The organism is Cysteiniphilum sp. GTC20157, from assembly GCF_055396795.1.
In genome coordinates this window covers 654,523-679,237 of the sequence record NZ_AP044698.1, presented here as the reverse complement: position 1 = coordinate 679,237, position 24,715 = coordinate 654,523, and the positions used below count along the sequence as shown (strand labels likewise).

The window sequence follows — 24,715 nt, the reverse complement described above, 5'->3', positions numbered from 1 at the left end:
AGTTACATTGTTTCTTACCTCTCCCCTTGAGGGAGAGGTCGCGCAGCTTATGCTGCGCGGGTGAGGGGAATAATTAAAACTCAACTTAATGCTTTCTCTATTTTTTTCACTCATCATTTGTCCAATCCTCTAGCTCAAGATGCTTTGACAAGTGATAAAAGGCACTATCTTTTGTGACCAAAATCGCATTTTCAGCCTTAGCATGCGCTGCAATAAGCATATCCATGCACGATAATGTCTTGCCTTCTTTTTCACAGGTTGCGCGTAACTTTGCGTAAATTTTTGCCGCTTGTGATGTCCACGGCAATATCTCAACACGCAGTAGAAACTCATTAACAATCATAGGCAAATGTTTTGCATGCGGCTTTTTAGCGACACCTAATAACAATTCAGCCTCAGTAATCGCTGAGATGCAAATACTCGACATAGGGACATTAATAAGCTGCGCCTTAAGTGCAGGGTAATCACCTTTAATAATATAACTTGCCGTATTGGTATCAAGCATATAGAGCTTTGTATTTACCATCAGAATAAATCTCTCTGTGATGGCACTTCATCATCTCTATCAGTCATAAAGTCTTTAGGGATATTCATTCCCTCTTTCATCGCAAAAAAATCCGCCCACGAGCCAGGCTTTTTAGAAATAATAATATCACCCGTTTCAGGATGACGTCTGATATAAACCTCTTTGCAGTCAAAACGATAACTACTCGGTAATCTTACTGCCTGACTGCGCCCATTCATAAATAATTTCGCTGTATGAATCATCACAAAATACCTCTAATGACCAACCTATCTAAAGCATAGAGCAGAGATTGACATATATCAAGATATATCACATTGTTTATCGTAACTTATTATTGATTCATTACTAATGCTCAGCCAACCATTGCATAGTAAAAATTTAGAGTCAACATGTAATCATAGTCAAAACAATAATAGCTACAATGCTTCATTCAGCATCTCTTGTATCCTATCCAAACCCAGCTTGATCTCCTCAAAACTTGGACCAAAGCTTAAGCGCACATATTTCTTTAGTCGCGTATTAACCACTTTGCGACGCTGACCAGGATTCACATCAAAGAACTCACCTGGCACGCAAATCACTTTATACTGCAATAAGGCTTTAAAAAACTTCATACCATCAGCAAGACTCTCTGGCAGGTTCTCCAAAGAAGCAAAACAATAAAAGCCCCCTTCTGGCACTTTGGATAGCACAAAGCCCATTTCTTTCAATCGTAACATCATGTAATCACGTTTTTTGACAAACTCTTGTTGAATTGAATCTGCTTCTTGATCAGCATGTTTGAGATCTAATAATGGCACAACTGCCTTTTGTATCGCGTGCACCGCGCCACCATCTAAAAATGACCCCGCTGAAGCAATGCCTTCAATGACATCTTTTGGTCCCAATGTCCATGAGATACGCAGCCCTGGATAACGCCAGTTTTTGGTCAACCCATCAACGATCAAGATATTATCTTTATCGACATCTTTGATATACGCGGCAGCACTTAATGTTTTTTGGTTTTGCTCATATAAATAGTGAGAATAAAACTCATCAAATATCATCGAGCAACCGATATTTTTCGCTGAATTAATCAATTGTTTTAATGCATCACCAATAATAATTTGCCCTGTTGGATTACATGGATTAGATAAAAGCATTGCCCCCAAACCCATATTAATCATTGCTTTTTCCATCTCAGCAACATTCGGTTTAAAACCTTCGGCAGTACGATAAGAAATCGGCATAGAGACAAAGCCGCCAAAGACATTTAACAGCTCTTCATAAGCGGTATAATCCGGTAAAAAATGTCCTAAATTAATATTACTCATTGTTGCTGCAATTCGGCACAGTGCCAAGCGCCCGCCAGAGGAAATCGCAACATTTTCATAGGTATATTGCGATTTTTTGTCAAAACGATAACGTTGATTATATAGCTCAGCCACTGCTTTTCTCAACTCAACATCTCCCGCGACGGGGCTGTACTCAGCTGAGATTTGATCTAATGAGATATCTTTCAAGCGTGCTGGACTTTGAGGCATATCGCCTGTTTCAGGTGCACCTTGCCCGAGATTTGACCATTCAGGATTACCATAATAAAACCCATGCGCTTGCGCTTTAGACATCACATAAATCACCCCAGTTTTAGGGACTTTCTTAAAACTACTTTCCATTTAATTTCCTTTGTTTTTCTGCGTAACTAATCATATTAACCGTCCCCTGAGCATAGTCGAAGGGTACGGATGAAAACAACAAATGGCTTCGACTAACGCTCAGCCAACAATGTCAATCGCACCCTAAGCATGGTCAAATGGTACGTTTAAGCTTGCATTTACAGTGTTTTAAAATAATTTTCTAACCATTGCGTCAATTGCTCTACTTCATCTTTTTTCAGCCATAACCCAAGCTTACTGCGACGCCATAACAACGCATCAACATCGCGCACCCATTCATGTTCAGTCAAGTATTCAACTTCCTGCTGATATAGGTTATAACCAAAACATATCCCTAAATCATCATAAGACTTCGCATCTTTTAACACATCAATACTCTGCATCCCATACGATGATGCCAAGCGATAAGCGTGCTTATCCTGAAGCCATGAGTAAGTAGTGTTGAGCTTTGCCAAAATTTCGTTAAATGAGGCTGCTTCACCACCTGGTGTTGCAATCTTATCCGTTGTGCATGCTTTCATATCAGGGAAAAACGGTTGCAACTTATCAATCACATGCTTCGACAAAGTGCGATAAGTCGTGATCTTGCCACCAAAGATTGATAATACGGGTAATTCACCCTGATCATCTTCAAGCTCCAAGTGGTATTCACGCGTAATTTTAGACGGATCCTTGGCATGATCATCATATAGCGGACGCACACCAGCATAGCTCCAAACAACGTCTTTAGGTGAAATCTTTCTTTTGAAATAACCATTAATCAACTCACATAAATAATCCGCTTCTTCATCACTAATTTTTATATCTCTTGGATCACCTTGGTAATTAACATCCGTCGTACCAATTAAGGTAAAGTCATTGTTATGTTCGCTAGTAAAACCATATGGCAACGCAAAGACAATACGCCCATCCGCATTCTGCAGAATATACGCATGATCACCCTCATATAACTTAGGTACCACAATATGACTGCCTTTGATCAAACGCACTGCCGATTTAGAACTCGTTTCTAGCACGTCATGAATAATGTCCGCAACCCAAGGTCCTGCGGCATTAACAACGGCTTTAGCAAGAACGATTATTTGATCACCTTTATCATTTACAAGTTTTGCTTGCCAGCTACTGTTTACCTTTTTCACTTTTTTTACCTCAACGCATTGATACGGCATCAAGATTTTGGCACCATGCGCTTTGGCTTGTTGAGCATTAAGCATCGTCATGCGTGCATCATCAATCCGGCAATCAGAATAAGCAAAGCCAACAGTGAAATCATCAATCAAATTTTGACCTTCTAGCGTATTAACCAATGAGATCTTTTTTGATTTTTTTAATGACATTTTACCTGCGAGAAAATCATATAAAAACATGCCAACACGAATCATCCACACCGGACGCAAATGTTTGGCATGCGGCAAAACAAAACGCAAAGGATGAATAATATGCGGTGCTTTTTTCAGAAGTACTTCACGTTCTTTTAAGGCTTCTTTAACGAGCTTAAACTCATATTGTTCTAAATAACGCAAGCCGCCATGCACCAATTTACTGCTAGCTGATGAGGTTGCACAAGCAAAATCTTTTGCTTCACAAAGCGTCACATCTAAACCTCTTAATGTCGCATCAACAGCAACGCCTGTACCATTAACCCCGCCACCGATCACTAAAACATCGGTATGAATAACATTCTCTTTTTGTGCCTGCATGACTATATTTTTGCCGTTAGGTTGATAAGCAGGTTGCTATTGTAGCCAAAATTAAACCTTTTTTCTAATGATTAAAATCACAGTGTTGACTTATCATTCAAATCGGTTCAAAATACGCTGCGATTTTAAATTAGCAGTTGATCCTATTTCAGAAAAGCGTGTCCGTTTCTTGATTGTGGTGATCTGTCACTTGATACCTAAAAAAATTAAATAATCGGAGAAGAACATTGGCTAATAGTAAGCAAGCTAAAAAACGTGTAAGACAAGCAGAGAAAAACCGTCAACATAATATGTCTCGTCGTTCAATGATGAGAACTTTCATGAAGAAAACAGTTAAAGCGATTGAAGCAAGCGATTTATCTTTAGCAAAAGATTGCTTTGCCAAACTTCAACCAGTATTAGATCGTTACGCCACTAAAGGCTTGATCCACAAGAACAAAGCAGCACGTCATAAGAGCCGTCTTGTTGCTAAGATCAAAGCATTGGAAGTTGCTGCTGCGTAATCGCGCATCAGCCAATTGATCAAAAAGCTCCTTGATGGGGCTTTTTTTTTATATGCATAAGGATATATAAACATGTACTCACTTAAAACACTTGCCGAAGACCTTGGTGGTTATGTCCATGGTGATGAATCTGTTATTGTCGATCGTTTAGCAACGCTTAAAGGTGCGAAATCAGGACAACTGTCATTCCTAGCCAATAGCAAATATATCAACGACCTTAAAGACACTAAAGCTTCAGCCGTTTTATTAACCAAAGAAGCACTTGATCTCTGTCCGACAAATGCAGTGGTTCTTGATAACCCTTATCTTGCCTTTGCTAAGGTTGCCGCTTTATTTGATCGCACACCTAAGGCCAGTGCTGGCATTCACCCAAGTGCGACAATCGCAAGCTCTGCTAAAATTGCTGCCAATGCATCCATTGCTGCCAATGTTGTCATCGGTGAGCATGTTATCATTGCTGAAAATGCGATTATTGGTGCCAATTGTGTCATCCTAGATAACTCAAGCATAGGCACAAAAACAGAAATCAAGCCTAATGTCACGATTTATCACGGCGTGCACATTGGCGAGCACTGTATTGTTCATGCCAACACCGTGATTGGCTCAGATGGTTTTGGTAATGCCAAAGATGAAAAAGGCAATTGGGTTAAGATTCCGCAAATCGGAGGTGTAACTATTGGCAATCATGTTGAGATTGGTGCCTGCACCTCTATTGATCGAGGTGCGATTGATGACACCATTATTGCTAATGGCGTGAAAATCGATAACCAAGTGCAAATTGCACATAATGTTATCATTGGCGAGAATACTGCGATTGCTGGCTCAACCGGCATTGCCGGATCCGTCACCATTGGCAAAAACTGCTTACTTGGCGGTCAAGTTGGGGTCAGTGGTCATCTGGAAATCTGTGATAACGTATTGCTAGCTGCTGCCTCAAATGTTAGTAAAAGCATTACTGAACCTGGGTTTTATACTGCAGCATTTAATGCTCGCCCACATATGGAATGGAAACGCACCAGTGCGCGCATATTTAGGTTAGATAAACTGGAAACTCGTGTTAAAATGCTCGAGCAAAAATCTAAAGATTCTGAATAAACCAACGTAAGGCACATTACACATGCAGCTTAACATTCAACAAATTAAAGAAATTTTACCGCATCGTTACCCTTTTCTATTGATTGACAAAATCCTTGATATCAACGTTGAAGAAGGCACGGTAATTGCTCAGAAAAATGTCACTGCCAATGAGGAATTTTTCAATGGCCACTTCCCAAACCAGCCGATTATGCCTGGTGTTTTAATCGTTGAAGCGATGGCTCAAGCCATTGGTATTTTGGGCGTTAAAATGATGGGTGATGAGCATGATCCACAAGATCATAAGAAACTTTTTGTGCTTGCGGGGATTGATAATGTCCGTATTAAGCGCCCTGTTGTGCCGGGTGATGTTTTAAAATTTAATGCGACAATGGGCAAAATAAAGCGCGGCATGTGCAAAAGTGAGGCCAAGGCCTATGTTGATGGCGAGCTTGTAGCCAGTGCTGAGTTTCTTGCAGCTTACAGGGAAGTATAAACGTGATCGATAACAGAGCAGTCATTCATGAAACAGCAGAAATTGCTGACAATGTCACGATAGGTCCCTATGCTATTATTGGTGAAAATGCCAAAATTGGCGAAGGGTGTAATATTTCTGCTCATGCGGTTATTGGTAAAAATGCTGTTATCGGCAAAAATAATCGGATATTCCAATTTGCCTCCGTCGGCGAAGAACCCATTGATCGCACCTTCCATGGTGAGTTTTCACAGCTTATTTTGGGTGACAACAACATCATTCGTGAATGTGTTACCATTCATGGAGGTACTGCCAAAGAAGATGGCATTACGCGTGTTGGTAATAATAATTTGATTATGAATTATGTGCATATTGGACATGATTGTCGTGTTGGTAACAATGTCACATTGGTTAACAATTCAGCGCTTGCCGGTCACGTGCACGTCGATGATTTTGCCACAATCGGCATCAATTCAGGCATTCACCAGTTTTGCCATATCGGTTCTTATGCTTTTATCGCGCATATGGCGCTGATCACGCAGGATGTTCCTCCTTATTTGATGGTGACGGCATCACCTACTACCTCACCTTGCGGCATTAATGTCGAAGGCTTAAAAAGAGCAGGTTTCTCCTCGCAAGATATTCGCCAAATACGAGAGGCTTATAAAGTCATTTATCGTCAAGGTTTGCGCTTAGTTGAAGCCATTGACAAACTTAAAGTCATGCAGCAAGAAACCCCCGCGATTGAGCGATTTGTCACATTGCTTGAGCGCTCAAAACGCGGGATCATTCGCTAATGCGTATTATGCTTGTTGCGGGCGAGCTCTCTGGTGATCAACTGGGCGCGGGCGTTGTACGTTTACTAAGAGAACATTACCCTAATGCCATTATCGAAGGCATTGGTGGTCAGCAAATGATTGATGCCGGGCTTAAAAGCCTTTATCCCATTGAGACACTATCCGTCATGGGACTTTTTGAGGTGTTAAAGCACCTTCCTGCCATTTTAAAGGTACGCAAAGGGATTCTTAAACATTGCCAAGATAACCCACCAGATATCTATATCGGTATAGATGCGCCTGATTTTAACCTCCCCGTTGAAGCTAAGCTTAAAGCGCGTGGCATCAAAACCGCGCACTATGTCAGTCCTTCTGTTTGGGCATGGCGAGAAGGTCGCATGAAAAAGATTAAACGCGCTACTGATGTTGTTTTTGCTATCTTGCCTTTTGAGGAAGATTTTTATCAAAAACATGGGCACAAAGCGATATTTGTTGGACATCCTTTAGCTAATAAAACGCCTATGGATGAGGATACTATTGGGGCTCGCAAACAACTTGACATTGATACAAACCCCAATAGGAAAGTTATTGCGTTACTACCAGGGAGCCGCACACAAGAGATCATCCGCATCCTGCCGGTTTTCTTGCAGAGCATTGCCCAGTTAAAAAGGCAAGGTTATGAGTTTGACACCTTACTTCCTGTCGCCAAAGAAAGTTTATATGGCGAGATTAATAAACATCAAGAACTACTTGATAAGCTTAACATTCAAAAATTCAACGGTAATGCACATAGGGTACTACAAGCCTGCGACTTTGCATTAGTCGCCTCGGGTACCGCTGCACTTGAGACAATGCTTTATAAAAAGCCAATGGTCATTGGTTATCAGATGTCGACACTTACAGCAACTATTGTTAAACATATGTTAAAAACCAAATATGTTGGTTTGCCAAATATCCTTGCGAATAAGGCAATCGTGCCAGAGCTTTTGCAGAAAAATTTCACAGCTAATCAGATTACTCATGAATTGCAACGATTCTTTGACGATCAAGAATATACTCGACAGCTTAAAGCAACATTTCGAAGCCTACATCAGCTATTGATGCTTGATGCCGATCGCAAAGTCAGCGATGAAATTATAAATTTATTAGATTCTTAGCGCTTTTGTCTTTTTAATTAGGCATGCATTGATTAGAATAAGCCTCTATTGAAATACGATTATATAGATTATAAACATGACTCAAGTTCAACTGATTTTATTGCTAAGTATTATCATCGTGATTTTACTATTGATTGATGCATTTCGCCGCAGCAAACGCAAAAAATACAAGCGTGAGATGGCGAAGCTACAAGCTATTCAAGAAAAAGAAAAAGCTGTCAAAAAAGTAGCAAAGGCAGAAAAAACCCCACATAAACAAAAAGCTGAAGCCAAGCAATCACAAGAAAGTGCAACATCACATGACTCGAGCACCATAGACGTTGCGCAAAAAATTGAGCTTGGCGCCGACATCAAGGTCGACCCATTATCTGATACACCGATTACCGAACTCGAAGAATCACATGCAGATTATCCACAACTTGAGAAAGGGATTGTCAGCTACTTTATTAGCGCACCGCGAGGGTATGTATTTAATGGCGAAGACTTAGATACTTTGTTTAAACATAATGGCTTAAGCTTTAATGCTGAAGATCAAAGCTTTGAGCTATTAACCCAAGACAAAGACGTACTCTTTAGCATCAAGGCCGATGCACCCGTTAAGGGCTTCGACCCAGAGGACTTCACACAAAAAGACTACACACGCCTGTTATGCCGCTGTGAAATTGCTGATCTTGTGCAATTTTACGAGCCACAAGTTTGTTTTGATCACTTCACCAAAAGCATTGAGAAAATCAATACCCGCTTAGGTGGAACACTTTTAAATGAGCATAGAAGACGCTTTACCAGTCATGACGAAAGTGCTTATAAGCGATATATTAAGCAGTTTGAAACTCAAAACTAAGTTATGGCATACCTCACAATTATGCACTTTTTGGCATCCATGAGTTTACTAGCACACTCTTAATTTCATCTTGTTGATCTTTATTCAATAAGTCCTCACCAACGCCACTTTCAACATTAAAGCTTGCTAACGTCTGGATGATCACATCGATTTGTTTATTACTCAGCATAAATTGACCAACCTCAATCTCATCGATTTGATGATCTTCAGCTTCAAACCAATCTTGCACAACAATTTCTTTAGGTTTGTTGCTATCAGCCAAGTTCTTAATCATCAGATTACTTACTTCACGATAAAAGCGTAAATCTGTGGTTTTAACACCATTGAGTTTCATAAAGTCAGTGCTATTGTCGTTATCATAGTTATTAACAATCGTTTTTTGTGTTTGCGAAAAATCAACTGCATAGCTATCTTCTCCATTGCCTCCATGGAGATAGTTTAAATCACCATTGGCAACTAAAATATCATTATTATCACTACCTGATTGCACGTTTTCTCTTTTAAGTACCGTACCATCAGCAAATTCAAAGCCACTGACTTTCGTACGAGTATAACCACTTACCGCATAAAAATTCTCTATAAGCACACGATTATTTTCATCATCACCAACTTGGATACCCAAGTTGTTACCTTGTTTGCTTAAGCTTAAATCCTCAAAGCTAATCCCTGCACCAAAACGCAATACATCATTAAATCGATCATATGGGTAGCTGCCACCACGGCGAATCGTATCAATGCCATCACCAAGCTCGTAGACATAGGTCGTTGTCGTATAATTATAGGTAATGAGTAAGTCATCTCCCTTGCCGCCAATTAACGTATTATGCTGCCAATTTCCTTGTGATAGTAAGATATCATTACCGGCACCGCCATATAAAAAGTCATTGCCATTTCCAGTAAGCGTATCATTACCTGCTTCACCATACAGATAATCACTACCACCTGCACCCATTAAGTGATCATCACCCTCACCACCTCGAAGATTCTCTGCAAAATCCGTACCAGATAACGTATTTGCTAATGCATCACCTATAATATCTGGATTTAGGCGTGCATCCTCACGCTTAACCACCGTGCCATCAGCAAATTCAAAGCCACTGACCTTCGTACGAGTATAACCACTTACCGCATAAAAATTCTCTATAAGCACACGATTATTTTCATCATTACCAACTTGGATATCCAAGTTGTTACCTTGTTTGCTTAAGCTTAAATCCTCAAAGCTAATCCCTGCACCAAAACGCAATACATCATTAAATCGATCATATGGGTAGCTGCCACCACGGCGAATCGTATCAATGCCATCACCAAGCTCGTAGACATAGGTCGTTGTCGTATAATTATAGGTAATGAGTAAGTCATCTCCCTTGCCGCCAATTAATGTATTATGCTGCCAATTTCCTTGTGATAGTAAGATATCATTACCGGCACCGCCATATAAAAAGTCATTGCCATTTCCAGTAAGCGTATCATTACCTGCTTCACCATACAGATAATCACTACCACCTGCACCCATTAAGTGATCATCACCCTCACCACCTCGAAGATTCTCTGCAAAATCCGTACCAGATAATGTATTCGCTAATGCGTCACCGACAATATCTGGATTTAAGCGTGCATCCTCGCGCTTAATCACCGTACCATCAGCAAATTCAAAGCCACTGACTTTCGTACGAGTATAACCACTTACCGCATAAAAATTCTCTATAAGCACACGATTATTTTCATCATCACCAACTTGGATATCCAAATTGTTACCTTGTTTGCTTAAGCTTAAATCATCAAAGGGAATCCCTCCACCAAAGCGCAATACATCATTAAATCGATCATATGGATAGCTGCCACCACGGCGAATCGTATCAATGCCATCACCACGCTCGTAGACATAGGTCGTTGTCGTATAATTATAGGTAATGAGTAAGTCATCTCCTTTGCCGCCAATTAACGTATTATGCTGCCAATTTCCTTGTGATAGTAAGGTATCATCACCAGCACCACCATAAACTTCTGAATTGCTCCCATGACCATAGAGTGTATCGTTACCTTCCTCACCATATAATTGATCAAAGCCGCCTTGACCGTGCACCACATCATCACCGGCACCAGCATATACGATATCAGCACCAGCGCCAGCATAAATGACATCATTACCAGCACCTGCTTCGATCATATCATTACCACTGCCTGCGTGAACCACATCATCCCCAGCATAAGCAAAAAACCTTTCTCCAAAATCCGTACCAGATAATGTATTCGCTAATGCGTCACCGACAATATCTGGATTTAAGCGTGCATCCTCGCGCTTAATCACCGTACCATCAGCAAATTCAAAGCCACTGACTTTCGTACGAGTATAACCACTTACCGCATAAAAATTCTCTATAAGCACACGATTATTTTCATCATCACCAACTTGGATATCCAAATTGTTACCTTGTTTGCTTAAGCTTAAATCCTCAAAGGTAATCCCTGCACCAAAACGCAATACATCATTAAATCGATCATATGGATAGCTGCCACCACGGCGGATCGTATCAATGCCATCACCAAGCTCGTAGACATAGGTCGTTGTCGTATAATTATAGGTAATGAGTAAGTCATCTCCTTTGCCGCCAATTAATGTATTATGCTGCCAATTCCCTTGTGATAGTAAGATATCATCACCAGCACCGCCATAAACTTCTGAATTGCTCCCATGACCATAGAGTGTATCGTTACCTTCCTCACCATATAATTGATCAAAGCCGCCTTGACCGTACACCACATCATCACCGGCACCAGCATATACGATATCAGCACCAGCGCCAGCATAAATGACATCATTACCAGCACCTGCTTCAATCATATCATTACCACCTCCTGCGTGAACCACATCATCCCCAGCATAAGCAAAAAACCTTTCTCCAAAATCCGTACCAGATAATGTATTCGCTAATGCGTCACCAACAATATCTGGATTTAAGCGTGCATCCTCGCGCTTAATCACCGTGCCATCAGCAAATTCAAATCCACCGACTTTCGTACGAGTATAACCACTTACTGCATAAAAATTCTCTATAAGCACACGATTATTTTCATCATCACCAACTTGGATATCCAAATTGTTACCTTGTTTGCTTAAGCTTAAATCCTCAAAGGTAATCCCTGCACCAAAACGCAATACATCATTAAATCGATCATATGGATAGCTGCCACCACGGCGAATCGTATCAATGCCATCACCAAGCTCGTAGACATAGGTCGTTGTCGTATAATTATAGGTAATGAGTAAGTCATTACCTTGACCGCCAATTAATGTATTATGCTGCCAATTTCCTTGTGATAGTAAGGTATCATCACCAGCACCACCATAAACTTCTGAATTGCTCCCATGACCATAGAGTGTATCGTTACCTCCCTCACCATATAATTGATCAAAGCCGCCTTGACCGTACACCACATCATCACCGGCACCAGCATATACGATATCAGCACCAGCGCCAGCATAAATAATATCATCACCTAAACCTGCTTCGATCATATCATTACCACTGCCTGCGTGAACCACATCATCCCCAGCATAAGCAAAAAACCTTTCTCCAAAATCCGTACCAGATAATGTATTCGCTAATGCGTCACCAACAATATCTGGATTTAAGCGTGCATCCTCGCGCTTAATCACCGTGCCATCGGCAAATTCAAATCCACCGACTTTCGTACGAGTATAACCACTTACTGCATAAAAATTCTCTATAAGCACACGATTATTTTCATCATCACCAACTTGGATATCCAAATTGTTACCTTGTTTGCTTAAGCTTAAATCCTCAAAGGTAATCCCTGCACCAAAGCGCAATACATCATTAAATCGATCATATGGGTAGCTGCCACCACGGCGAATCGTATCAATGCCATCACCAAGCTCGTAGACATAGGTCGTTATCGTATAATTATAGGTAATGAGTAAGTCATCTCCTTTGCCGCCAATTAATGTATTATGCTGCCAATTTCCTTGTGATAGTAAGGTATCATCACCAGCACCGCCATATAGATAATCATCTCCATTGCCATATAATTTATCATCACCTAATCCGCCATATAAATCGTCACTACCGCCACCGCCTTCTAAAGTATCATTCCCGGATAAACCATAAATATTTTCATTGCGATGATTACCTACCAAATAGTTATCGAGATCGTGTTCAGATTGAGATGCACAGACAAAGTGGTAGGTTTGATTCATAAACTCAAGTGAATCAAGTGCTGATAATTCAGCGAGCATTTTGTTACTTGGTGCTGCCAACATGTCATTGGCAAGCTTTAACGCGTCAAAACCCAATTGTTGAAATTCTTGTTGTTGACGTTCAATAATCATTTCCAGTCTTGAAAAGCTCTTTTCAGGATTACTCTCAGCCATCTCTAGAAAATACTTTTCAAGTCGTTGCCAATTATATTGAGCGACACCTGAGGCATCCTGTTCTATCGTTATATAAGGCAGCATTTGTGTTAACACTGCTTGATAGCGATTAGCTTGCTGATGTTCTTTCATATTCTTAACCATCAGCTGAAACGCTTCACTAATCACCGCACTTCTTTGCCCATTCACAAGCTGAAAAAAGCTTTGATCAACCATTGTCACACTGCCACCTTTGCTGACATTTTGCCAACCAAAGCTCACGTTACCCGTTTTGATCCCAACAGAATAATAACTTCCCTTATCGACAATACTATAATCTAACAATCGCCGCCCATTGACTCTCTCTAAATAAGCTGTTTGCTTGGTTTTCTCGATAACACCTGTGCTTAGGTTCATTTGTATCTGAGTGCCATCTTGCAAGGTTAAACCATCAAGCATACTCTCTGCAGACACAAAATCATCTCCTGCCTTCATCCACCAATCTAACTGCAGATAAGGGTCATAGCTACTACCAGCAATCAGTGTTTCCTTAATTTCTCTTAATTCTTGACTTGCTTGCAACGATTGGCGCATTGACTTAACCACACCATAGCCGGTATAAGGAGTCATAACCACTTCAACACCAACAGCTCCTTTTACATCAGCGGTCGTAATCTCAAGCATGTTGTTCATATCAACTTTATGAAAACTATTTTCATTAAAGTTTGCGGCAACGATTTGATAGCTTTGACCATTGTTATTTTGATAGCTTGACTCATATGCTAAGGTCGCCCCTAGCACCTCCTGATTGAGCGATTGTTTGTTGATCGAAATGCTATTAATGCCCACTTCTGTTAAGCTTTTGAGCTCGCTTTCTTTAGAAAAGCCATCTTGGTCAGCATCTTGCCATATCTTGACACTTGTAAAAGCGATATCTTGCGCATCAAACACACCATCTTGATTATCATCCAAATCCGATAGCGCATCAAAACCATCTGTGGCATTTTGTCCATTTTGTTTTATGGTGTTCTCGCCAAATAACTCTAATCCATTATCAATTCTGCCATTACCATTGATATCACGCACTAATAATGCATCATCTTTACCAACCCAACCAGTAGCGTAGTAGACATTGTCACCCGTATGATCAAACATCACTTTTCTATTGGTGTCAATCGTCTCAATACCATCACCATCGAGATCTAAAACCAAAGGATCCTGTCGCAAAGCCGGTGCGTTTAATGCACTGTTAAATAGCTGATTAATCAGGTCATCTAACACAACATTGCCGACTTGATTAATATCAACACCTTCGGCGAGTAACGCCATTAATTGACGCAACAACTCACCTTGTGATGAATCATCATTAACATTCGTTCCCATGATTAGCATCTCATTGAAGTTCGCATAATCGCCAAAGACATCCTTAAAATCAGCCAGACGTCCACGTGCTTCATTTAATAACGATTCATCAATACCCGCATCTTCCAGTGCTAACTTATACAAGGCTTCAAAGTCTGCAATATTAAGTGGGTTTTCAACCACTTTCTCCATTAATTGCTGCAAAACCATCTCAGCTTTAGCAATGAGCGCAATATCCTCACCATAATCATTTAATACCACATCAATATTGAGCTTATCTGGAATTATATTGCCATTGTCATCATAGCCTTGATACAAGTAATTATGGATTTTGTGGATATCCCCAGAATCAAGAATCCCACCACCAGGCAACATAATCGTTTGCCCAATATTATCCGATACCGGATCGACATAATCTCCTTCACGCAAGTAATTTAATATTTTGTCATCAATAAAGTCTTTGTTTTCAGCATATTTATTATAAAGCGCTATTTTGTCTGGGTCAGTTACTGCTACATGAACAATTTCATTATCAATCATATCAATCTCATAATACTGTCCATCAATTGTTATTGGGTTCATAATTTTATGAATGCCAAACGCTTCAAAGGTATAGGTATTTTCTAACTTATCACCGATATAGGCACTTTGCGCCTGCGAAATAGCACCCCCTAGCGAGTGACCAGTGGTTATAATTCTTTGTATGCTGTCATTTATATCTGCTATTTTTTTAGCAAACCTAGTGCCTGCTAACATATTTTCGGCAATATTGCCCATAAGCATCTGTCCGTTAGATATATAGTCTCCGAACTCACTGGTGCCCTTATTGACAATCATGATGCTACTTAGATCATCTTTAGGTTGTACGGCAATGGCATAATAGCCCTGCCCACCAATTGTTTCTGCCCCATCAATACTATTGGTTGTGTCTTTTAACTGAAAATTATCCAATATTTTGTTAAAGGTATCTGGTTGGCTATTTATCTTATCTTTAAGCGCCTGCGGAATCCCTTGGCGAAAATTGCCATCCTGATCATAAATATAATCTCTTAATGTTTTTTCACCTTCTGTTACTTCTTGGCTATCAAAGATATATTGATTGTTTTCTTCGTTTTGGGTATATACCAAATACGATAAAAATGCCGCTTGCTGTGAGTTTATTTGCTTATTCATAAGTCTTCTCCCGTGTCTGTAGTTTAACGATCTGTTGATAAAGCGGGGTATTCACTAAAAATTGCGCCTGTTCTGAGCTATAGCGCCTTGAAATTGCCCAAGAGTCTACAATATCTCCAAAAATATCAGCTTTAACAGGATGCGTTGGGATCAATTTAATATACTTAGCAATATCTAAAGGACTTTTGATTTGTGCATCTAGTTCAGCGTATTTTGAATCTTTTCTTTCTTTGCTATGACACCCATCTGTTCTCGGACTGTTTTTGCAATCTGCTATAAATAACAATCCCCAAGTATGCCTTATTGCATAGCTATTCTTATAATACATCAATTGTCGCCAATCAAATGGAATATCAATCTTAGTACTATCTATTGGCTCGGGTAAATCGACCAAATTAACTTTTAGATAAACCTCTTGAGCATTATTAATATTTTGATAAATCTCAAAGATGCTCGTCATAAATTCCAATAACTTCTCAGGCGTCTTCTGTATATCGATATAGCCACTTAACCCGTCAGAATAAATATTAAAAATCATTTTATTAACATCAAACTGCTTAAAGTATTTTTGTCTATAGGCAAGTTCTTGTTTGGCTTCTGTTAAATCATTATTGTCCAAACTCACAGTATTACTTTTAGTAATACTAACGTCGAAATAGTGCCCTAAATATTTCTTTGATCTGACTGTAAAGTAATTGGTTTCACCTTTTCTCAAATCGGAGATAGCTTTAACATCATAAAATTTTGCATCCGGATAGTTTTTAGCTAAAAATGTCTTGATGACATTCTGCTTACTTTCAAGAAAGTTCGCTTTTTTATACTCGAAAATTAATGACGCTATTGTTATAGATAGCGTTAATCCAACGATAATGATCAAGAAAATGATCCAGATTTTTTTTGCTCTAGATTTATAATAAACGCGCGTCCTTTGCTTATATTTACCCCATAATTTTTGATGTTTTTCTTTATAACGGTCCCGTCGGGCATAACCACTCAATATTAACGCAATAGATACAATAAAAAAGATAGCCATAGCTATTATGATAAAAGGCGTAATTAAAGATAAAAACAAAAGTGGGCCAGCTCGATCACTGCCAACATGAGTATGCATAACATACACAATGCACAGACCAATAAGTAATGGCCAAAAAGCAACAGAAAATATAACAATAACTACGTCAAAAAATGGCTTTACTTGCTCTAACAATCTGATTTTTCTTAGGTTTCTAAGCGTGGAAACTGTGCTTTCATTCTTTGATTGACTCATCACAGCACCATCCTCTTTATGATTTCCCTTAGCTTTTGTCTTATCGTGCATTTTATACCTCGCCTAAATTTACCTTAACAAAGCAACACAATAGAAATAAGTTAATAAAGCCTTCAAAAGTTAGACTTTAGTATAAAATTAATCCCTTAATAAAAGTTAAGCGCGGGGAAAACAAAATAGAGTTGCCTCGATTGAAGCGTAGACTATTATTTGTAAAGATCAAATTTCATCCTTGATTTTTTTGCAATTTCCCACCGCGCAGCAGTGGGTAGATAATCATTAATGCTAAAACCACGATAAAGTAAAACCAATAGTTGCTCGGAAAGTGCATCTGGCTATTAATAATCAAAAACATTGTATAAATCACCATCACCATTAAACCGGATAAACCATAGCTTAAACCTTGGGTTTTCCCTTGTAGCGTGATATCTGTATGCCTTTGGGCAAGAGTAACAGAGACCGCCCAGCATGAAAGACATATGCCGATAATAAAATAAAAGACCAATGCCAGCCAGACACTATGGACGATTGCCAACATAAAGTATAAACAGACTGACAGCAGTAAGGCGCCAACGATTGTTTTGATCTCATTATAACGATCAGCAAACCATGGCAAAATAATGCAACCAATAATAAAACCGATTGAAAACCCTGTTTCAATTAATGCAAACTGCCATGAGCTTGCTTGCAAAATATTCTTAGCATAAGGTGCTATAAAAATCGGTACCGTCATAAACAAACAGGTAAAGCCAATTTCGGCGACATAAAACCAAAAGACAAAACGCTTTTGGCGCAAGAAGCGATAGACCATACGCCAATCTTCGATAAAACCACTTTCTCTACGCTCAACATAACGCTTAGGTTTCACACCAAAGCTTGCTATTAATGCAATGGCTGTAGCAAATAACAAGAAATATAGGATTTGATGCATATTAAAAAACACAACCAATAAGCCACCCAAAGACATGCCAATCACCATACCAATTTCAAATATGCCATCCATCGTGCTATTGGCGTATAGCAGATAGCTATCGTCGCTAAAGATCTCACGCACCATAATCAGCATTGCCGGCATATAAAATGCTAATATCAAACCCCAAAAGCTAGTAAAGAAGTATACCTCAGCCAATGTATCAAGGTAGCCAAACATTAAAAAGGCAGCAATCATAACAACACGCGCACCATTGGTGACAACAATGATTTTTTGTCGCGGGAAACGATCAGCAATATAACCCGTTATAGGTGATAAAACAGCACCTGAAACCCACCAGCTAAACATAAAGATAATAATCGCATTAACACTATTATAAATCGCTAGCAAATGCCAACTGAACGAAACATATGCCATACCAACAGCAATAGCAGAAAAAAAGCTCATAATACATGCATAGGTAAATGAGCTATTTTTAAATAACGCTGCACGTGCTTTTAAGTACGACTTCACACATCCTCTTTATACAATCATCCGCTCTACAGAGCATTGTGGCAAAGTTATGATTTTACAGCAAGCAAAAGTATTTTAGTAATGGATCAAGAATGGTGCTGAGTTTTAATTACCCCTCACCCGTGCAGCTTAAGCTGCACGAGCAATCCCACAAGGGGAGAGGTATTAGATGATGCAACTTATTGATATATTATTATAACCACTGAAGTTAATCAGGCAATTTGCCCTTTTTTATAATGCCAACGACAGACTGAGATATAGCGCTCATTGCCACCAATTTGCAGCTGTTCACCATCTTTAATAACATTCATATCTTGATCTAGGCGCAATACATGTGTGGCCTTTTTACCGCAATGACAAATGGTTTTGATCTCAAGCAGCTGATCCGCCCAAGTAAGTAAATACTTACTACCTTCAAATGGCTCTGCCTGAAAATCATTACGCAAGCCATAGGCAAGCACAGGAATGTCTAACTCATCGACAATATCCGTTAATTGCAAAACTTGTGCCTTTGTTAAGAACTGCGCCTCATCCACCAAAATACAATGCAGTTTTTTGGTTTTAAGCACATGCTTTGTCTCTGCGCATAAATCTGTTGATTGATCATATAACAGCGCATCTGCCTGCAAACCAATGCGCGATGAGATTTTACCTATACCAAAGCGATCATCAAAGCTCGGGGCAAATAATAAGGTATTCATCCCACGTTCACGATAATTATAATCAGATTGCAAAAGTGTTGTACTCTTGCCGGCATTCATGGTTGAGTAATAAAAATGAAGCTTTGCCATGTTCAGTAGTATTTACTTTTTGTATTGGTTGCATAACTTACTGTATTGCGCGCCCACTTGGAATAAAAAATTGTTGAAAACAGTTCGCGTTCGCTAAAAAATCCGTTAGGCTGTGCCCCAATGTTACGAAAAACTCGCTATTTAATTTCATGAAGTTTAATTTCAAGTTTTTAGCTATTTTAACTGCTTTGCCACTGGCTGGATGTATTACTGCACCACCGAATAATCCTAATAATGCCTGTTCAATCGCACAACAATACCCTGATTGGTATTACGACTCACTAGATTCCTATAAAAAATGGGGTGTGCCAATTAGTGTGCAATGGGCATTTATTCGTAAAGAATCAAGCTTTATTGCCGATGCGCAAACACCAATGCAATATGTCCTAGGGTTTATTCCAACCGGACGCCAATCAACGGCTTATGGTTATGCGCAAGCACTTGATGGCACATGGGATGAGTATCAAAAAGAAACTGGAAACAGCTGGGCAAGCAGAACTAACTTTGCCGATGCCGTCGACTTTATTGGTTGGTATGCCAATCGCGCACAACGCATTGCTGGCATCTCTAAGGACAACGCCTATCAGCTTTATCTTGCCTATAACCAAGGTATTTATGGCTATATGAAAAAAAGCTATCGCAATAATCAATTCTTACTAAAATATGCACGTGAAACACAAGATATGGCCTATCGCTATGCCTATCAGCTCAGGCGTTGCAATATCCCATCACAAAGTTGGTGGTAGTTTTATATTACTTATTCAACACCAATATTATCCACATTCTGAAAACCGCGTGGCAAGATCTTGCCGCGTGAGGCGCGTTTACCCTGATAATCATGTAGATCGCTAAAGCTTAAACGCATATGGCGTTTACCTGAATAGATAGTCAAGCTTTGCCCATTGGTAACGGCAGCAACAAATTTAAGCTCTTCACCAGTGGCTAATGGGCTTGGCATATTGATCAAGCGATTACCTTTACCTTTTGCTAAATTGGGTAGCTCACTTTTATCAACAGCCAACAGGCGCCCTTGATTAGAAATGGCAACAACCAAGCTATGCTCATAATCATGGGCATTAGCCGGAGGCACCATCTTATCACTACCTAAGGTGATGCCCTGTTTACCTGAGCGATTCTTACTAATCAAATCATCACCATTTGCTAAAAAGGCATTGCCTGCACTTGAGGCTAAAACAAACTGATCTTCTGCTTTGACAAAAGTTAGTGCGATAATTTGTTCATTTTGCTCAAGCTTCAAATGCCCTGTGATCGGTTCACCTTGTCCTCTTGCAGAAGGCAAATCAGCGCTTAGTAAACTATACGCTTTACCAAGACTTGAGAAAAATAAACAATGCTGATTACTCTTACCCATGCTTGAGGCAAAATAACTATCACCGGTTTTGTAGCTTAAACCTTCGACATTAACATCATGACCTTTGGCAACACGCACCCATCCTTGTTTTGATAAGACGACGGTAACATTTTCAACCGGTTGTAAATCCGCTTCTTTTAACGCTTTGGCTTCAGGACGTACTACAAGTGCTGACTTTCTTTGATCACCATGCTTTTGTTGTGCTGCTTTGAGCTCTTTTTTAATCAGGTTTTTTAACTTGGTTGGATTTTCCAAATAGCCCATAATCTCATCACGCTCTTTTTCAAGCGCATGTTTTTCCTTTTTGATCGCCATTTCTTCAAGCTTAGCTAAGTTGCGTAGTCGCAGATTAAGTACCGCTTCGGCTTGTGTATCAGTGAGATCAAAACGCTTTTTAAGCTCATGTTTTGGATCATCCTCATAACGAATAATGGCAATAACTTCATCAATATTTAAAAACGCAATCAAGAAACCATCTAAGATATGCAAACGCTCTAAGATTTTATCCAAACGAAACTCTAAGCGCTTAGTCGTGACCTCAGTTCTAAATTGTAGCCACTCTACAAGGACCTCCATTAAGGATTTCACCTGCGGCTTACCATTTAAACCAATCATGTTTAAGTTCACACGATAACTTTTCTCTAGATCCGTTGTCGCAAATAAATGACTCATCAAAAGATTGGTATCCACGCGATTTGAACGCGGTACTAAGACTATTCTCACTGGATCGTTATGATCGGATTCATCACGTATATCACTTAACCATGAGATTTTCTTACTGTTCATTTGTGCAGCAATCTGCTCAATCACTTTGGCACTAGAGACTTGATGCGGCACGCGGGTAATAACGATATTACCCTCTTCCGTATGAAATACCGCACGCAGGCGAATGCTGCCAGTGCCGGTTTCATAGATTTTTTTACGCTCTTCAAAAGGAGTAATGACCTCGGCACCTCCTGGGTAATCAGGTCCAGGAATATGCGTCATTAAACCATCTAGATCGTGATCTTTACCTGTTAGAAGATATAAACAACCGTTAACAACTTCCGTAAGATTATGAGATGGAATATCGGTTGACATCCCCACAGCAATCCCCATGCTACCATTTAATAGCACATTAGGTACTTGTGCCGGCAACATCTTTGGCTCTTGTAATGTACCATCAAAGTTCGGTTGCCAATCGACTGTACCAAGCTTTAATTCATTTAATAAAACCTCAGCATATTTGGATAAGCGCGACTCAGTATAGCGCATTGCGGCGAATGATTTCGGATCATCGGGCGAGCCCCAGTTACCTTGCCCATCAATTAACGGATAGCGATATGAGAAGTCCTGCGCCATCAGCACCATTGCTTCATAGCAGGCACTATCACCATGCGGGTGATACTTACCCAACACATCACCGACCGTACGTGCGGATTTCTTATGCTTACTTAATGCCGATAAGCCAATCTCGCTCATCGCATAAACAATCCGCCGTTGCACTGGCTTTAAACCATCACCGATGTGTGGCAATGCACGATCGAGAATCACATACATTGAGTAATTCAAATAGGCCTGACGACTAAAGGCACTAATCGTCTGCTTTTCATTATCTTCAAAAGAAAGGCTTAGTTGATCCATACGTTAAAAAATTAAGGCGTTAAACTCGTCACATCATAGCAAATGATCACCTAAGCGTCACGAAGCATTTTGGTTTCGTAAAAAACTAATTAACAACTCGCGGGTTTTAAGTGCCCTACCCTGTAAACAGGCATTTAAATTAATGCGTATGAGTTTTTGTAGCACTTGCAACGTGCCATTATCCCAGCTAGAAACAGGTTGTTGCAACTGCTTAATATATTTGCCATTGATACCACTTTCAGCAGTTGTTTGATAAAAGGCGGATAAAGGCGCCATCGCATAATAATGATCTTCAGTAATTAGCTTATGTCCCTGATCATAATCCACTTGAAAACCATAGCCTAAGCTTTCTAATAACTGCAGCTCAAAATAACGTAGTAATCTTGTAATATCATCGCTAACTAATTCTTGTATTACCAATAAATAACGATCAAAAAGTGCCTCGTCATGATGATCATGCGGCAAAAGCCAGTACAAAACTTCATTCAAATACATTCGCGCCAATTGCGATAAATAGGTACCCATGCTAAAGCTACTATCGCACTCGGCAGAACGAATATTTGCTAAGCTTTCTGCCGATGGCATGATCTTTATATCAACACTCAATAACCTAAAGGGCTGATAAATGCCGTGATTCTTTTTGTTTGTCCTAGCAATGGCATTCAACTTACCATGTTCTCTTAACCATAATGTTAATAACAGTGATGACTCTTTATACTTACGACTATGTAAAATAACCGCTTTCTCTACTATGCCCATTATGTACCCATCATAAACCGTTTTATAGAATTCTTGCTTTGTAACGAAATTAAATCAACCATCCCTGATAAAATCGATTGCCACGCATCCATGCGCGCAATCACACCCTCTGAATTGCCATCCTGAGCCAGGATGGCATGAAAATCCAATGCGAAGCTGCCATGGATGGTTAGTGATCCTCCTAAAAGTAGTGACATTAGATTTACGATGGGCATAGCTGCTCAATCAACTGCAAAATCACTAAAGCATCTTGACGTTTATGTGTTGGTAAATCAAACATCTGTTGCAGCTGAGCAATATCGATATCAGCAAGTGTTATCTTCTTTTCATCTTGCAATTGCATTACCAACCATTTTGTCATTGCCAACAAATACGGGCTACCAATCGCTTTAAAATAATAATTAGCCTGATCGCTGTAAATGAAAACTTGCTGCCCCAGCTCACCAGCATGCGCAATCGTTTGCACGCATGCATGATCATATTGACAATCCTTCAATGTAATCGCTTTAAGTAGTGCTAAAATTTTCTCACTTATCATGGCACTATTGACCTTGCCACAATGGTGATAAGGCACGCAATTTAGTGACCACATCAACGATTGCCGCAGTGGCAATATCAATATCTGCACGCGTGGTATAGCGACCAAATGAAAAACGTAAACTGGCATGCGCCTGTTGTTGTGTTAAACCAATGGCACTTAATACAAATGACGGCTCAACACTGGCTGAATTACATGCCGAACCCATCGATACTGCTAACTGGTGAAGCATTGCCACTAATGACTCGCCATCCACACCTTTAAAGGTAATATTAATAATTCCGGCATAACTATTATCTAACGGCGTGTTAATGATTAACTCAGGTAAAATATTGATTCCTTGTAAAAATTGCTTGCGCAACTCATGTACATGCTTATTTAATTCATTTTGCTTTGAAGACATTAACTCACAGGCAGCACCTAATCCTACGATTTGATGTGTTGCTAGGGTTCCTGATCGAAATCCTTGCTCATGCCCGCCGCCATGAATTAATGGTGTGAGCTTTACCTTAGGCTTTCTTCTGACATAGAGCGCACCAATACCCTTTGGTCCATATATTTTATGTGCTGAGATTGACAATAGATCAATATTCATTGCTTTGACATCAATTTTTATTTTGCCAACACCTTGTGCAGCATCCACATGAAATAAAATCTTATGCTCACGGCACAACGCCCCAATTTCAGCCAATGGATATATTGTGCCTAACTCGTTATTAACTGCCATAATCGAAACTAGAATTGTCTCTTGTGTTAATGCGTTTTTTATTTGATCTAGCGAGATCTGACCTTTAGCATCAGGTTTAAGATACGTTATCTCATAACCTTTTGTTTCAAGATAAGCACAGGTGTCGATCACCGCTTTGTGCTCAATCATTGAGGTAATAATATGCTTGCCACGAGTTCGATAGGCATCTGCAACACCTTTAATCGCCAAATTATCCGACTCGGTCGCACCTGAGGTAAAAACAACCTCACGCGCCTCAGCGTTAATAAGGTGAGCAATTTGCAATCGTGCATTATCCACAGCCCCTTTTGCCTGCCAACCATAATCATGGGTATTGGATGCAGGGTTACCAAAGGCATTATCAAAGCTTAGATATTTGAGCATTTCAGCAACCACCTCATCAGCAACCGGAGTTGTTGAGGCATAATCAAGATATATTTGTTTCATAATTATAAATGTATTTACTAAAGCTGATTATTTCACTGACATACAGTCTATACTAGCAACTTGTGAATGCCAAAAAGAAAAACTTTATTTGCTATTTATGGCTAAGACTAAATATTTGCCCAAAAGGACT

At 39.8% G+C, this 24,715-nt stretch carries 20 protein-coding genes; 7 read left to right on the top strand and 13 right to left on the bottom strand.

Going from position 1 to position 24,715, the window contains the following annotated elements; translation table 11 throughout:
* Positions 1-106: 106 nt before the first annotated feature.
* The 4 genes from ACZ5V8_RS03130 to glpD all read right to left on the bottom strand — a co-directional run bounded on the left by ACZ5V8_RS03130 (position 107) and on the right by glpD (position 3,881).
* Entirely contained in the window at positions 107-526 is a 420-nt protein-coding gene (locus ACZ5V8_RS03130; RefSeq protein ID WP_440617085.1) for a type II toxin-antitoxin system VapC family toxin, read from the bottom strand.
* Complete coding sequence (locus ACZ5V8_RS03125; protein WP_464218304.1) at positions 526-768, bottom strand: antitoxin; 243 nt, start codon at positions 766-768, stop codon at positions 526-528. Before ACZ5V8_RS03125 ends, ACZ5V8_RS03130 begins: the two co-directional genes overlap by 1 nt.
* 174 nt (positions 769-942) lie before the next feature.
* Positions 943-2,181 carry a pyridoxal phosphate-dependent aminotransferase gene (locus ACZ5V8_RS03120; RefSeq protein ID WP_464218303.1) on the bottom strand — a complete coding sequence of 413 codons (1,239 nt, stop codon included), beginning with the start codon at positions 2,179-2,181 and terminating at the stop codon, positions 943-945.
* A 158-nt stretch (positions 2,182-2,339) separates the two neighbouring features.
* Positions 2,340-3,881 (bottom strand): glycerol-3-phosphate dehydrogenase, encoded by a 1,542-nt coding sequence (glpD, locus tag ACZ5V8_RS03115; RefSeq protein WP_464218302.1) that lies wholly within the window; start codon positions 3,879-3,881, stop codon positions 2,340-2,342.
* A 227-nt stretch (positions 3,882-4,108) separates the two neighbouring features.
* On the opposite strand from glpD, the gene rpsT reads away from it, so the two are divergent.
* The 6 genes from rpsT to ACZ5V8_RS03085 all read left to right on the top strand — a co-directional run bounded on the left by rpsT (position 4,109) and on the right by ACZ5V8_RS03085 (position 8,707).
* On the top strand, positions 4,109-4,384 hold the full coding sequence (rpsT, locus tag ACZ5V8_RS03110) for a 30S ribosomal protein S20 (RefSeq protein WP_440617092.1): 276 nt from the start codon (positions 4,109-4,111) through the stop codon (positions 4,382-4,384).
* A gap of 72 nt (positions 4,385-4,456) precedes the next feature.
* Positions 4,457-5,479 carry a UDP-3-O-(3-hydroxymyristoyl)glucosamine N-acyltransferase gene (gene lpxD / locus ACZ5V8_RS03105; protein ID WP_464218301.1) on the top strand — a complete coding sequence of 341 codons (1,023 nt, stop codon included), beginning with the start codon at positions 4,457-4,459 and terminating at the stop codon, positions 5,477-5,479.
* Between the two features lie 22 nt (positions 5,480-5,501).
* Positions 5,502-5,954, top strand: a complete 453-nt coding sequence (gene fabZ / locus ACZ5V8_RS03100) for a 3-hydroxyacyl-ACP dehydratase FabZ (protein WP_464218300.1) — start codon at positions 5,502-5,504, stop codon at positions 5,952-5,954.
* 2 nt (positions 5,955-5,956) lie between these two features.
* Positions 5,957-6,730, top strand: a complete 774-nt coding sequence (gene lpxA, locus ACZ5V8_RS03095) for an acyl-ACP--UDP-N-acetylglucosamine O-acyltransferase (RefSeq protein ID WP_464218299.1) — start codon at positions 5,957-5,959, stop codon at positions 6,728-6,730.
* Positions 6,730-7,866, top strand: coding sequence for a lipid-A-disaccharide synthase (gene lpxB, locus ACZ5V8_RS03090; protein WP_464218298.1), 1,137 nt, complete (start codon positions 6,730-6,732; stop codon positions 7,864-7,866). Before lpxA ends, lpxB begins: the two co-directional genes overlap by 1 nt.
* Before the next feature lie 76 nt (positions 7,867-7,942).
* On the top strand, positions 7,943-8,707 hold the full coding sequence (locus ACZ5V8_RS03085; RefSeq protein ID WP_464218297.1) for a cell division protein ZipA C-terminal FtsZ-binding domain-containing protein: 765 nt from the start codon (positions 7,943-7,945) through the stop codon (positions 8,705-8,707).
* 19 nt (positions 8,708-8,726) lie between these two features.
* Here ACZ5V8_RS03085 and ACZ5V8_RS03080 read toward each other — a convergent pair whose 3' ends face one another.
* From ACZ5V8_RS03080 to ACZ5V8_RS03065, 4 genes are all read right to left on the bottom strand, one after another.
* Positions 8,727-15,617 (bottom strand): calcium-binding protein, encoded by a 6,891-nt coding sequence (locus tag ACZ5V8_RS03080; RefSeq protein WP_464218296.1) that lies wholly within the window; start codon positions 15,615-15,617, stop codon positions 8,727-8,729.
* Complete coding sequence (locus ACZ5V8_RS03075) at positions 15,610-16,935, bottom strand: hypothetical protein (RefSeq protein WP_464218295.1); 1,326 nt, start codon at positions 16,933-16,935, stop codon at positions 15,610-15,612. Before ACZ5V8_RS03075 ends, ACZ5V8_RS03080 begins: the two co-directional genes overlap by 8 nt.
* A gap of 175 nt (positions 16,936-17,110) precedes the next feature.
* Positions 17,111-18,328, bottom strand: a complete 1,218-nt coding sequence (locus ACZ5V8_RS03070; protein ID WP_464218294.1) for an MFS transporter — start codon at positions 18,326-18,328, stop codon at positions 17,111-17,113.
* 212 nt (positions 18,329-18,540) lie between these two features.
* Positions 18,541-19,119, bottom strand: a complete 579-nt coding sequence (locus tag ACZ5V8_RS03065; RefSeq protein WP_440617440.1) for a thymidine kinase — start codon at positions 19,117-19,119, stop codon at positions 18,541-18,543.
* 149 nt (positions 19,120-19,268) lie between these two features.
* Between ACZ5V8_RS03065 and ACZ5V8_RS03060 the strand changes: the two genes are divergently transcribed.
* The gene (locus ACZ5V8_RS03060) at positions 19,269-19,865 is read left to right on the top strand and encodes a transglycosylase SLT domain-containing protein (protein WP_440617442.1); all 597 of its coding nucleotides are present in this window, start codon (positions 19,269-19,271) and stop codon (positions 19,863-19,865) included.
* Between the two features lie 11 nt (positions 19,866-19,876).
* Here the strand turns inward: ACZ5V8_RS03060 and parC are convergent, their stop codons facing one another.
* Genes parC through ACZ5V8_RS03035 form a run of 5 tightly spaced genes read right to left on the bottom strand, consistent with a single transcriptional unit; the run spans position 19,877 to position 24,585 of the window.
* Positions 19,877-22,114 carry a DNA topoisomerase IV subunit A gene (gene parC, locus ACZ5V8_RS03055; protein ID WP_464218293.1) on the bottom strand — a complete coding sequence of 746 codons (2,238 nt, stop codon included), beginning with the start codon at positions 22,112-22,114 and terminating at the stop codon, positions 19,877-19,879.
* Between the two features lie 57 nt (positions 22,115-22,171).
* Positions 22,172-22,873 carry a DNA repair protein RecO gene (recO, locus tag ACZ5V8_RS03050; protein WP_464218292.1) on the bottom strand — a complete coding sequence of 234 codons (702 nt, stop codon included), beginning with the start codon at positions 22,871-22,873 and terminating at the stop codon, positions 22,172-22,174.
* The gene (locus ACZ5V8_RS03045) at positions 22,873-23,070 is read right to left on the bottom strand and encodes a hypothetical protein (RefSeq protein WP_440617445.1); all 198 of its coding nucleotides are present in this window, start codon (positions 23,068-23,070) and stop codon (positions 22,873-22,875) included. The genes recO and ACZ5V8_RS03045 overlap by 1 nt, the downstream gene beginning before the upstream one ends.
* Before the next feature lie 5 nt (positions 23,071-23,075).
* Positions 23,076-23,411, bottom strand: a complete 336-nt coding sequence (locus ACZ5V8_RS03040; RefSeq protein WP_440617447.1) for a hypothetical protein — start codon at positions 23,409-23,411, stop codon at positions 23,076-23,078.
* Between the two features lie 4 nt (positions 23,412-23,415).
* Positions 23,416-24,585: an IscS subfamily cysteine desulfurase gene (locus ACZ5V8_RS03035; RefSeq protein WP_440617448.1), complete on the bottom strand. Its 1,170-nt coding sequence runs from the start codon at positions 24,583-24,585 to the stop codon at positions 23,416-23,418.
* Positions 24,586-24,715: the final 130 nt, after the last annotated feature.

Bases quoted from the DNA above. Each gene is read 5' to 3' on its own strand.
- glpD (WP_464218302.1), bottom strand. From the start codon at position 3,881: ATGCAGGCACAAAAAGAGAATGTTATTCATACCGATGTTTTAGTGATC.
- lpxD (WP_464218301.1), top strand. From the start codon at position 4,457: ATGTACTCACTTAAAACACTTGCCGAAGACCTTGGTGGTTATGTCCAT.
- fabZ (WP_464218300.1), top strand. From the start codon at position 5,502: ATGCAGCTTAACATTCAACAAATTAAAGAAATTTTACCGCATCGTTAC.
- ACZ5V8_RS03045 (WP_440617445.1), bottom strand. From the start codon at position 23,070: ATGTCACTACTTTTAGGAGGATCACTAACCATCCATGGCAGCTTCGCA.
- ACZ5V8_RS03130 (WP_440617085.1), bottom strand. From the start codon at position 526: ATGGTAAATACAAAGCTCTATATGCTTGATACCAATACGGCAAGTTAT.
- ACZ5V8_RS03075 (WP_464218295.1), bottom strand. From the start codon at position 16,935: ATGCACGATAAGACAAAAGCTAAGGGAAATCATAAAGAGGATGGTGCT.
- ACZ5V8_RS03040 (WP_440617447.1), bottom strand. From the start codon at position 23,411: ATGATAAGTGAGAAAATTTTAGCACTACTTAAAGCGATTACATTGAAG.
- ACZ5V8_RS03120 (WP_464218303.1), bottom strand. From the start codon at position 2,181: ATGGAAAGTAGTTTTAAGAAAGTCCCTAAAACTGGGGTGATTTATGTG.
- ACZ5V8_RS03125 (WP_464218304.1), bottom strand. From the start codon at position 768: ATGATTCATACAGCGAAATTATTTATGAATGGGCGCAGTCAGGCAGTA.
- ACZ5V8_RS03060 (WP_440617442.1), top strand. From the start codon at position 19,269: ATGAAGTTTAATTTCAAGTTTTTAGCTATTTTAACTGCTTTGCCACTG.
- recO (WP_464218292.1), bottom strand. From the start codon at position 22,873: ATGGGCATAGTAGAGAAAGCGGTTATTTTACATAGTCGTAAGTATAAA.
- ACZ5V8_RS03065 (WP_440617440.1), bottom strand. From the start codon at position 19,119: ATGGCAAAGCTTCATTTTTATTACTCAACCATGAATGCCGGCAAGAGT.
- ACZ5V8_RS03085 (WP_464218297.1), top strand. From the start codon at position 7,943: ATGACTCAAGTTCAACTGATTTTATTGCTAAGTATTATCATCGTGATT.
- lpxB (WP_464218298.1), top strand. From the start codon at position 6,730: ATGCGTATTATGCTTGTTGCGGGCGAGCTCTCTGGTGATCAACTGGGC.
- ACZ5V8_RS03035 (WP_440617448.1), bottom strand. From the start codon at position 24,585: ATGAAACAAATATATCTTGATTATGCCTCAACAACTCCGGTTGCTGAT.
- ACZ5V8_RS03080 (WP_464218296.1), bottom strand. From the start codon at position 15,617: ATGAATAAGCAAATAAACTCACAGCAAGCGGCATTTTTATCGTATTTG.
- parC (WP_464218293.1), bottom strand. From the start codon at position 22,114: ATGGATCAACTAAGCCTTTCTTTTGAAGATAATGAAAAGCAGACGATT.